General features: G+C 58.0%; 1 protein-coding gene. It reads right to left on the bottom strand.

The window, feature by feature from the left end:
- Positions 1-1,518: Ig-like domain-containing protein (locus tag EAE90_RS23080; RefSeq protein ID WP_339921807.1), on the bottom strand; the 1,518-nt coding region annotated here is incomplete at its 3' end.
- Positions 1,519-1,625: the final 107 nt, after the last annotated feature.

Raw genomic sequence — 1,625 nt, 5'->3', positions numbered from 1 at the left:
AGTCTGCCAGTCAATCTCAATCGGTTTATCCGCTACCGGCTTGCCATGCGCGTCCACTACCGTCGCCGTGAAGGTATAACTGTCCGCGCCGTTGTTATAGCGCTTCTTGTCTTTATCCACTTCCACCGTCACGCCGGTGACTTGATAACTGCTACTCAGCTCCTCAAAGCTCACCGGGCTATCGGCCTTGACCCACGACGGGTTCGCCGCCGCTTTCGCCGATACCTGCACATTCTTCACCGCCGCCGTACTGGTTAAGGTCGCCGTCACCTGCCCCTGCGCGTTACTCACCGAGTTGTTCTGTTTCGTCAGGGTTAACCCCTCAACCGTTGGCTCGGTCTGCCAGTCAATCTCAATCGGCTTATCCGCTACCGGCCTGCCATGCGCGTCCACTACCGTCGCCGTGAAGGTATAACTGTCCGTGCCGTTGTTGTAGCGCTTCTTGTCTTTATCCACTTCCACCGTCACGCCGGTGACTTGATAACTGCTACTCAGCTCCTCAAAGCTCACCGGGCTATCGGCCTTGACCCACGACGGGTTCGCCGCCGCCTTCGCCGATACCTGCACATTCTTCACCGCCGCCGTACTGGTTAAGGTCGCCGTCACCTGCCCCTGCGCGTTACTCACCGAATTGCCCTGTTTCGTCAGGGTTAACCCATCAACCGTTGGCTCTGTCTGCCAGTCAATCTCAATCGGTTTATCCGCTACCGGCCTGCCATGCGCATCTACCACCGTCGCCGTGAAGGTATAACTGTCCGTGCCGTTGTTATAGCGCTTCTTGTCTTTATCCACTTCCACCGTCACGCCGGTGACTTGATAACTGCTACTCAGCTCCTCAAAGCTCACCGGGCTATCGGCCTTGACCCATGACGGGTTCGCCGCCGCCTTCGCCGATACCTGCACATTCTTCGCCGCCGCCGTGCTGGTTAAGGTCGCCGTCACCTGTCCCTGCGCGTTACTCACCGAGTTGCTCTGTTTCGTCAGGGTTAACCCCTCAACCGTTGGATCTGTCTGCCAGTCAATCTCAATCGGTCTATCCGCTACCGGCCTGCCATGCGCGTCCACCACCGTCGCCGTGAAGGTATAACTGTCCGTGCCGTTGTTGTAGTGCTTCTCGTCTTTATCCACTTCCACCGTCACGCCGGTGACTTGATAACTGCTGCTCAGCTCCTCAAAGCTCACCGGGCTATCGGCCTTGACCCATGACGGGTTCGCCGCCGCCTTCGCCGATACCTGCACATTCTTCACCGCCGCCGTGCTGGTTAAGGTCGCCGTCACCTGTCCCTGCGCGTTACTCACCGAGTTGTTCTGTTTCGTCAGGGTTAACCCGTCAACCTTTAGATCTGTCTGCCAGTCAATCTCAATCGGTTTATCCGCTACCGGCTTGCCATGCGCGTCCACCACCGTCGCCGTGAAGGTATAACTGTCCGTGCCGTTGTTATAGCGCTTCTTGTCTTTATCCACTTCCACCGTCACGCCGGTGACTTGATAACTGCTACTCAGCTCCTCAAAGCTCACCGGGCTATCGGCCTTGACCCATGACGGGTTCGCCGCCGCCTTCGCCGATACCTGCACATTCTTCACCGCCGCCGTGCTGGTTAAGGTCGCCGTCACCTGCCCCTGCG

Source organism: Photorhabdus caribbeanensis (assembly GCF_018448885.1).
Taxonomy (GTDB): Bacteria; Pseudomonadota; Gammaproteobacteria; order Enterobacterales; family Enterobacteriaceae; genus Photorhabdus; species Photorhabdus caribbeanensis.
Note: the sequence above shows the minus strand (reverse complement) of the source record. Positions and strands in the feature narration are given on the sequence as shown.